Annotated in this window: 2 protein-coding genes; both read right to left on the reverse strand. The window is 75.6% G+C overall.

The features are described 5' to 3' along the window. Nucleotides 1-11: 11 nt before the first annotated feature. Nucleotides 12-6,302, reverse strand: a complete 6,291-nt coding sequence (locus ACFWJ4_RS12740) for a type I polyketide synthase (RefSeq protein ID WP_380542652.1) — start codon at nt 6,300-6,302, stop codon at nt 12-14. 31 nt (nt 6,303-6,333) lie between these two features. After that, the coding region (locus ACFWJ4_RS12745) for a type I polyketide synthase (protein ID WP_380542654.1) at nt 6,334-9,435 on the reverse strand (3,102 nt) is incomplete at its 5' end.

Genomic DNA, 9,435 nt, shown 5'->3' on the forward strand with positions numbered 1-9,435 from the left:
CTCCTTCGTTTTCACCGGGCACCGGGGGTGCGGAGGGTGCTGTCGAGCCAGTCGGCGACGGCGTCGCCGGTGGTCGCGACATGCTGTTCCATGATCGAGAAGTGGTCTCCGGGGACGTCGACGACGGTGTCGGCGCCGGCCCAGGTCGAGCGCCAGTCGCCGGCTTCGGCGGACGGGCGGCCGAGCGGGGTGGAGGCGCGGACCAGCAGCAGCGGGGCGCGGACCGCCGGGGGCTTCCAGTCGTCGAGCAGACGGAAGTAGCCGCCCATCGCGGTCAGCCGGGTCCCGTCCATCGGGGCCGCCCGGTCCTCGCGGGCGAACATGCCGCCCAGCAGGACGTCGTTGAACTGGGTGATGCCCTGATTGTCGGAGAGGTAGGTGTCCAGCAGCACCACGGCCGCCGGGCCCTCGCCGCGCTGTTCCAGCGCGGCGGCCACGCCGTGGGCGAGCGTGCCGCCGGAGGAGGAGCCGGCCAGCACGAGCGTCCGTCCGGGCAGTTCCCGGAGCAGTGTCGTCGCCTGGAAGTCCAGCAGGGCCGACATGTCGGTGGGCAGTTCCTCCTCGGGGACGAATCCGGGGGCGTCGAGGGCGGCGACGGCGTAGCGGTCCCGGAAGCGGGCGGCGAAGCGGGCGTACTGGTGGGCGCCGCCGAGCGCGACGATGGAGCCGAAGCAGACGAGTACGGGGGCGTCGGCGCGCTCGTTCAGGCGCAGCAGCCGCGGGCCGGCGCCGGCGGCCGCGAGGTCACTGCCGCTGTGGAAGGCCGGGCGCAGGGCGGAGGCGTTCTTGAGCAGGGCGATGCCCTCGTCGATCCGGCCGAGTGTGCAGGCCTGGCGGAACAGCACGCTCACCGGGTCGGTGTCGGCGGCGTCGGACGCAGTTGCTCCGGTTCCGGCCGCGGGTGCCGTTTCGGGCCGGGGGGTGTCTTCCGCCCCGGCCTCGGCGGCGAGGCGCGCCGCGAGCGCGGCGGGGGTGCCGCTGTCGAAGACGGCGGAGGGCCGTAGCCGCAGTCCGGTGGCGGCGGCCAGCCGGTTGCGGAGTTCGACCGCGGTCAACGAGTCGAATCCGACGGAGAGGAAGGGCACCGTCGCGGACAGCGCCCCGGAGTCGGTGTGGCCGAGGACTTCGGCGGCCTCGGCGAGGACGAGTTCGCGCAGGATCAGCTCGCGTCCCTGTTCGTCGGCGGCGGCGTCGAGCCGGTGCCGGAGCGCTGCGGTGGCGGTCGGCGTCCCCTTCGCCCCGGTCGTCGCGGTCGGGCTGCGCCGGACCAGGGAGCGCAGCATCGGGTGCACCGGGCCGTCGCCGCGCACGGTCAGGTCGAGGTGGGCCAGGACGACGGGACTCCCGTCTCCCGGCGGGACGCCGTCCGGGGCGCACACGGTGTCCAGCAGGGCCATGGCCTCCTGGTCGGAGAGGCCGCGGGCGCCGCGCCGGTCGATGCGCTGCCGTTCGGCGCCGCCGAGCCCCGCCGTCATTCCGCTCACCCGCTCCCAGGGCCCCCAGGCGAGGGACAGGCCGGGGAGCCCGAGCCGTCGGCGTTCCGCGGCGAGGGCGTCGAGCGCGGCGTTGGCGGCCGAGTAGGACGCCTGGCCGGGGCTGCCCAGCACGCCCGCGGCGGAGGAGAAGACGACGAACGCGGCGAGGTCCGCTCCGCGCGTCAGCCGGTCGAGATGGTGGGCGGCGTCGACCTTGGGCCGCAGGACGGCGGTCATCCGCTCCCCCGTCAGCCCGTCCAGCAGACCGTCGTCGAGCACTCCGGCGGTGTGGACCACGGCACACAGCGGATGGCGTTCGGGGATGCCTGCCAGGGCGGCGGCCAGGGCCTGACGGTCGGACACATCACAGCCGAGGGCGGCCAGTTCGGCTCCGGCCTCGGCCAGCTCCGCCGTCAGCTCCGGCATGCCGGGGGCGTCGGTGCCGCGGCGGCTCAGCACGAGGAGGTGGCGCACCCCGTGCGCGGCGACCAGATGGCGCGCCAGGACGGCCGCGAGAGCGCCGCCGCCGCTCAGCAGGACCGTCCCCTCGGCCGGCCCGAACGCGCCGACCGGCCGGGTGTCGGTCGCGGTGGCGGTGCCGGCCGGCGGCCGTACCAGTCGGGGCGTGTACAGGACGCCGCCGCGCAGGGCCGCCTGTGGTTCGCCCGTGGCGAGCAGGTCGGCGAGCGCGTCGCCGAGACCGTTCGGGTCCGGCCCTTCGACGTCCAGCAGCACGAACCGGTCGGGGTGTTCGAGCTGAGCGGCCCTGAGCATGCCCCACACGGCCGCCGCGCCGAGGTCCGCCGGCTGCGGCTGCGGCTGCGCGCCGAACGGGCCGGTCGCACCCCGGGTGAGCACCACCAGGGGTGTCCGGGCCGTGGTGTCGTCGGCCAGGTGGGCCTGGACGCGGTCCAGGACCCCGGACGCGACCGCGTGCACCGCCGCGGGGTCCGCGTCCCGGGCGGGGGCGTCCGGGGTCACGGTGTCGGCGGACGGGGGGCAGGTCAACAGCATCGCGTCGGGTGTCGCGGACGGGGGTTCGGTGGGGAAGGCGGCCGGCAGCAGCCGCTCGTCCTTCGGGCCGAGGAGGCCCCAGCGGGTGACCGGGCGCGGGCCGGGCCCGGCAGTGACCGGCGTCCAGCCGACGTGGAAGACGGAGCCGGAGGACGCCCGCAGTGCGGCGGTGGACGCCGTGCGAAGGGTGAGCGAGCCGACCGTCGCCACCGTGCGCCCCGAGGGATCGGTGATCCGCGCGGTGACGGCGTCCGGGCCGTCGGGGCGCAGCCGGACGCGCAGGACCGGCGCGTCGGAGGTTTCGATCGCGACGCGCTGCCAGGAGAACGGCAGGGGGACGCCGTCGGCGGGCTCCGCGGTCGCGGCGCCTTCGCGCAGACCGGTCGTCTGGAGGGCCGCGTCCAGGAGGGCCGGGTGCACGCCGAAGCCGCCCGCTCCGCCGGCGGGGAGGCCGTCGGGCAGGGCCACTTCGGCGTGGATCGCGTCCGCGGTGCGCCATGCGGCGCGCAGGCCCCGGAACGCCGGGCCGTAGGCGACGCCCCGGGTTTCGAGCAGCCCGTACAGTTCGTCCACGTCGAGGGGGACCGCGTCGGGCGGGGGCCAGGTGCCGGCCGGTTCGGTCGTGTCGTCCCGGTCGGCCGAGGGGTCCCGGGGGCCGACCGCGCCGGTCGCGTGCCGGGTCCAGGGCCGGTCGGCGGAGCCGGGGGCGGCCTCGGGCCGGGAGTGGAACTCCACCGGGCGCCGTCCCGTGCCGTCTTCGGCGCCCACCCGTACGCGCAGTTGCACGGCCTGGTCGTCGGGCAGCAGCAGCGGGGCGGCGAGGGTCAGCTCCTCCACGAGGGCGCAGCCGAGGCGGCGGCCCACGTGCGCGGCCAGCTCCACGAGGGCCGCGCCGGGCAGGATCACGGCTCCGGCCACGGCGTGGTCGGCGAGCCAGGGGTGGGTGGCCGAGGAGAGCCGGCCGGTGAAGAGGGTGCCCGCGTCGTCGGGCAGTTCGACCGCGGCGCCGAGCAGCGGGTGGTCCGCGGCGGACTGGCCGGTGGCCGCCTGGTCCCGGTCGGCCGGCAGGGCGTCGAGCCAGTAGCGGCGTCGTTGGAAGGCGTAGGTGGGAAGGTCCACCCGTTGGGCACCGGTTCCCGCGAACAGTCGCTCCCAGTCGACGCGCAGGCCCCGGACGTGTGCCTCGGCGAGCGCGAGCTGGAGTCGACGGAGCCCTCCGGCCCCGCGCCGCAGGGTGTCGAGCACCAGCGTCTCCGGGGCGCCCGCGTCGGCGGCCGTGTCCTCGATCGCGTACATCAGGGCGGGCTGGGGGCCGGACTCGATGAAGACGCGGTGCCCGGCCGCGAGGAGCGAGCGGGTCGCCCGCTCGAACTCGACGGTCTGCCGGAGGTTGCGGTACCAGTACTCGGCGCCCAGGGACTTCGTGTCCAGCAGGCCGCCGGTCACGCTGGAGCAGTACGGCACCGCACCCGCGAGGGGGGTGATCCCGTCCAGGTCGGAGAGCAGGCGCTCGCGGATCTCCTCCACGTGCGAGGAGTGCGACGCGAAGTCGGTTTCGATGCGAGTCGCCCACACCCCTTCCTCCAGGAGTTCCTCCACCAGGGCCGTGACCGCGTCGGCGTCGCCCGACACCGCCACCGACGACGGGCCGTTCACCGCCGCCACCGAGAGCCGGCCCGCCCACGGGGCGATGCGCTCCCGTGCCACGTCCACCGGCAGGGGCACCGACGCCATGCCGCCACGGCCCGCCAGCGCACCCACCGCACGGGAACGCAACGCGACCACCCGCGCCCCGTCCTCCAGGCTCAGACCACCCGCCACCACCGCGGCGGCGATCTCGCCCTGGGAGTGGCCCACCACCGCGTCCGGAACCACGCCGAACGAGCGCCACACCTCCGCCAGCGACACCATCACCGACCACAGCACCGGCTGCACCACGTCGACCCGGGCGAGCAACCGCTCCGAGCCCAGCGCCTCCGCCAACGACCACTCCACGTAAGGCGCCAGCGCCCGCCCGCACTCGGCCATCCGCCCCGCGAACACCTCCGATTCGGCCAGCAGCTCCGCGGCCATCCCCACCCACTGCGAACCCTGACCCGGGAACACCAACACCGAACGGCCCGGGGGCAGCCCGCTGCCGACCGTCACGCCCGCCGCACGCACGCCCCGCGACAGGGCGGCGACACCGGCCAGCAGTTCGCCCCGGTCCGCCCCCACCACCACCGCGCGCTCCGCGAACCGCGAACGCCCCGCCGCCAGCGAATGGCCGACGTCCGTCACACTCAGGCCCGGTTCCGCCACCACCCGCTCGTACAGCGCCGTCGCCTGGGCGCGCAGCGCATCCGGAGTACGCGCCGACAGGATCCAGGGGACGGCGGCGGGCACCGGTTCCGGCGTGGCGGGCCCGTCGGAAGCCGCCGGGTCGGCCGGGGCCTGTTCGAGGATGACGTGGGCGTTGGTGCCGCTGGCGCCGAAGGAGGACACCCCGGCCCGGCGCGGACGTCCCGTCTCCGGCCAGGGGGCTGCCTCGGTGAGCAGGGAGACGGCTCCCTCGGTCCAGTCGATCCGGGGCGAGGGACGGTCGACGTGCAGGGTGCGCGGCATCACGCCGTGCCGCATCGCGAGCACCGACTTGATCACCCCGCCGACGCCCGCGGCGGCCTGGGTGTGGGACAGGTTGGACTTCAGCGAGCCCAGCCGCAACGGCCGCCCGGCGGGCCGGTCCTGCCCGTACGTGGCCATCAGCGCCTGCGCCTCGATGGGGTCGCCGAGGACGGTTCCGGTGCCGTGCGCCTCCACCATGTCGACCTCGGACGGGTCGAGTCCGGCACGGGCGAGCGCCCCGTTGATGACGCGCTGCTGCGCGGGCCCGTTCGGGGCGGTCAGGCCGTTGCTGGCGCCGTCCTGGTTGACGGCCGAGCCGCGGATGACGGCCAGGACGGGGTGCCCGGCGCGCCGGGCGTCCGAGAGCCGTTCCAGCAGGAGCAGGCCCAGGCCCTCGCCGAACCCGGCTCCGTCCGCCGCGGACGAGAAGGACTTGCTGCGTCCGTCGGGTGCCAGGCCGCGCTGGCGGCTGAATCCGACGTACAGGCCGGGGGTGGACATCACGGTCACCCCACCGGCCAGGGCGAGGGTGGTGTCGCCGGAGCGCAGCCCCTGGCAGGCGAGGTGGACGGCGACCAGGGAGGACGAGCAGGCGGTGTCCAGGGTGACCGCCGGGCCTTCCAGGCCCAGGGTGTAGGCGATCCGGCCCGAGGCGACGCTGGGGATGGTGCCGGTGCCGAGGAAGCCTTCCACTTCGTCGGGCACCCGGCCGAGCCGGGACCCGTATTCGCTGTAGATCACTCCGGTGTAGACGCCGGTGCGGCTGCCGCGCAGGGTCGCCGGGTCGATGCCCGCGCGTTCCACCGCTTCCCAGGACGCTTCCAGCAGCAGCCGCTGCTGCGGGTCCATGGCCAGGGCCTCGCGCGGCGAGATGCCGAAGAAGCCGGGGTCGAAGCCGGTCGCGTCGTGGAGGAAGCCGCCTTCCCGGACGTAGAAGGTGCCGGGGGCGTCGGGGTCGGCGTCGAAGCCGCCCTCGACGTCCCAGCCGCGGTCGGTGGGGAACGGTGAGACCGCGTCGCGTTCCTTGACCAGCAGTTCCCACAGGTCTTCCGGGGTGCGTACGCCGCCGGGGTAGCGGCAGCTCATCGCCACGATGGCGATGGGCTCGGCGGAGTCGTCGCGGAGCCGTCGGTTCTCCTGCCGCAGGCGCTGGTTGTCCACCAGCGAGGCGCGCAGGGCGGCGACCACCTGGTCCGTGTCGGCGGGCATGGGGTTGGGCTTCTCCTTCTGCGGCTGTCGGTCAGTCACGTTCGCCGCCCAGGGCCATCCGGACGAGTTCGTCGACGGCCATGGCGTTGATGTCGGCGGCGGGAGCCGGCGTGTCCGGTGTCTCCGGCCGGTCGGCGAGGTGCGCCCCGGCGGCCTTCCCGGTGGCGGTGGGGCCGCCCGGCCCGTCGGGGACCAGGCGCCCGGCGAGGTGGGCGGCGACGGCGGCCGGGGTGGGGTGGTCGAAGACCAGGGTGGCGGGCAGCCGGCGGCCGGTGGCGGCGCCGAGCCGGTTGCGGAGTTCGACGGAGGTGAGCGAGTCGAAGCCGAGGTCCTTGAACGCCTGGTCCGGGTCGACGGCCTCGGGTCCGGCGTGGCCGAGGATGTCGGCGACCCGGCTCCGCACCAGGTCGAGCAGGGTGGCGAGGCGTTCCTCCGGGGTGAGGGCGGTCAGCCGACGGCGCAGCGAGTCCGCTTCGGCGGCGTCCGCCCCGGAGGCGGGGCGGCGTGCGGTACCGGGGACCAGGGCGGCGAGCAGGGCCGGGACGGGTCCGGTCCGGGCTGCCGTCCGGAGCCGGCCGAGGTCGATCTTGACCGGGACGAGCAGCGGTTCGTCCAGGGTGAGCGCCGCGTCGAGCAGGGCCAGGCCCTCTTCGCTGCCGATGGCCGCGGTGCCTCCCCGGGACATCCGCCGCAGGTCGGCGGCGGTGAGCGTGCCGGTCATGGTGCTGCGGCGCGCCCACAGGCCCCAGGCGAGCGACTGGGCGGGCAGTTTCAGGGCACGGCGGTGCTGGGCGAGCGCGTCGAGGAAGGCGTTGGCGGCCGCGTAGTTGCCCTGCCCGGCGTTGCCGACCGTGGCGGACGCGGAGGAGAACAGGACGAAGGCCGACAGCGCAAGGTCGCGGGTGAGGTTGTGCAGGTTGAGGGCTGCGTCGACCTTGGGCCGCAGGACGTGGCGCATCCGCCCGGGGGTCAGCGACTCGATCGTCCCGTCGTCCAGGACGCCGGCCGCGTGGACGACCGCGCTCAGCGGGCGGTCGGCGGGGATGCCGGCGAGCAGCGCGGCGAGCGCGTCCCGGTCGGCGACGTCACAGGCCTCCACGTCCACCCGGGCGCCGAGGCCGCGCAGTTCGGCGGCGAGGTCGGCCAGGCCCGGGGCGTCCGTGCCGCGCCTGCCGACGAGCAGCAGGTTCTGTACGCCGTGCGCGGTCACGAGGTGCTGTGCCACCAGGCCGCCGAGCGCGCCGCCGGCCCCGGTGACGAGGACGGTTCCCCCGGCCGCGGCGATACCGGACGGTGTGTCCGGGGCCGGGTTCGGGTCCGTGGCGACGGTGGCCCTGGTGAGGCGGGCGGCGAGGAGCTCTCCGCCGCGTATCGCCAGTTGGGGTTCCGTTCCGGCCAGTGCCCGGGGCAGCAGGCCGGCCACGGCGGCCGGGTCGTCGGTGTCGATCAGCAGGAAGCGGTCCGGGTGCTCGGACTGGGCGGAGCGGACGAGGCCGCGGACCGCGGCGCCGGTGAGGTCGGTGACCTCCTCGCCGGCTGTCGTGGAGACCGCACCCCGGGTGACGAGCACGAGCCGGGTGCCGTCGTCCCACCGCGGGTCGGCCAGCCAGTCCTGGACGAGCCGCAGGGCGTCGTCCAGTGCGGTGTGCACGGATGCGGCGTCGGGCGGGGACGAAAGGTCCGGGGTGTGGTCGCACCAGGCCAGCACGGCGGCGGGCGACGGCGCTCCCCCGTCCAGCGCGGCACCGAGCGCGGCCAGGTCCGGATGGCTGTCCGGGAAGAGTTCCCGGCCGCCGAGGACAGCCCAGTGTCCGAGGGGGTCGGCGGGTGCGGTGGCGGGCACCGCCGACCACTGCACCCGGTAGAGGGATTCCGGGCCGCCGCCCGGGCGGAGGGTGTCGAGGTCGATCGGGCGGACGGCGAGCGCCTCGACCGACGCGACCGGGAGGCCGTTCGGGTCGGTCGCGTCGATCGACACCGATCCGTCCGGCCGGAAGCCGAGCCGTACCCTGAGCGCGGTGGCTCCGGAGGCGTGCAGCCCGACTCCGCTCCAGGAGAACGGCAGTCCGGCGGACGGCCGGTCCGCGCCCGATTCGCTGTCCGGCCGGGCCCGCAGGAACAGCCCCTGGAGGGCGGCGTCCAGGAGGGCGGGGTGCACGCCGAAGGCGGAGGCGGACCGGTGCTGGTCCTCGGGCAGACGTACCTCGGTGAAGATCTCGTCACCCCGGCGCCAGGCAGCGGTGAGCCCGCGGAAGGCGGGTCCGTAGCCGTAACCGGAGGCACGGAACCGCTCGTACAGGTCGTCGACGGGGATCGGGACGGCGCCGGGCGGGGGCCAGGAGCCGGCGTCGTCCGGTACGGCCGAGGACGACGGCTCGCGGGTCGTGGCGTCGGCGGTGAGCCTGCCGGTCGCATGTGCGGTCCAGTGCGGGGTCGCCGCGTCCTCGCGGCAGGAGAACAGGTCCAGTGAGCGGCTGCCGTGCGCGTCCGTGGCGCCGACCCGAACCTGCAGGCGGACGGCGGTGTCGGCGGGTATCAACAGCGGTGACTGGAGCGTCAGTTCCTCCACCGTGTGGCAGCCGGCCTCGTCCGCGGCGCGTACCGCGAGTTCCGCGAAGGCCGCGCCGGGCAGCAGGACCGTACCGGCCACCGCATGGTCAGCGAGCCAGGGGTGGGTACGCAGCGAGATCCGGCCCGTGAGCAGCAGTTCACCCGTGTCGGCCAGTTCGATGGCCGCTCCGAGAACGGGGTGGTCGGCCGGATCGAGCCCGGCCGCGCCCACATCGGCCGCCGCGGTGGGCGCCGGCTCGGGCCAGTAGCGGCTGCGCTGGAAGGCGTACGTCGGCAGGTCCACCCGCAGCGCCCCCGGGAACGCACCCGAGAAGTCCGCCCCCAGCCCGCACTCCCACGCACGACCCACCGCACGCAACACCTGCGCCGGACCGCCCTCCCCCCGGCGCAAGGTCCCCAGCACCACGGCATCCACACCCGCGGCCTCCACCGACTCCCCCACCGCAACCGACAACACAGCGTGCGGACTGGACTCGACGAAGAACCGGAAACCCTCCCCCAGCAACGCCGCCGTGGCCTGCCCGAACTCCACCGTCTCCCGCAGATTCCGGTACCAGTACTC

Source organism: Kitasatospora sp. NPDC127067 (genome assembly GCF_042724755.1).
In the GTDB taxonomy this organism is placed as follows: domain Bacteria; phylum Actinomycetota; class Actinomycetes; order Streptomycetales; family Streptomycetaceae; genus Kitasatospora; species Kitasatospora lactacystinica.

Bases quoted from the DNA above. Each gene is read 5' to 3' on its own strand.
- ACFWJ4_RS12740 (WP_380542652.1), bottom strand. From the start codon at position 6,302: ATGCCCGCCGACACGGACCAGGTGGTCGCCGCCCTGCGCGCCTCGCTG.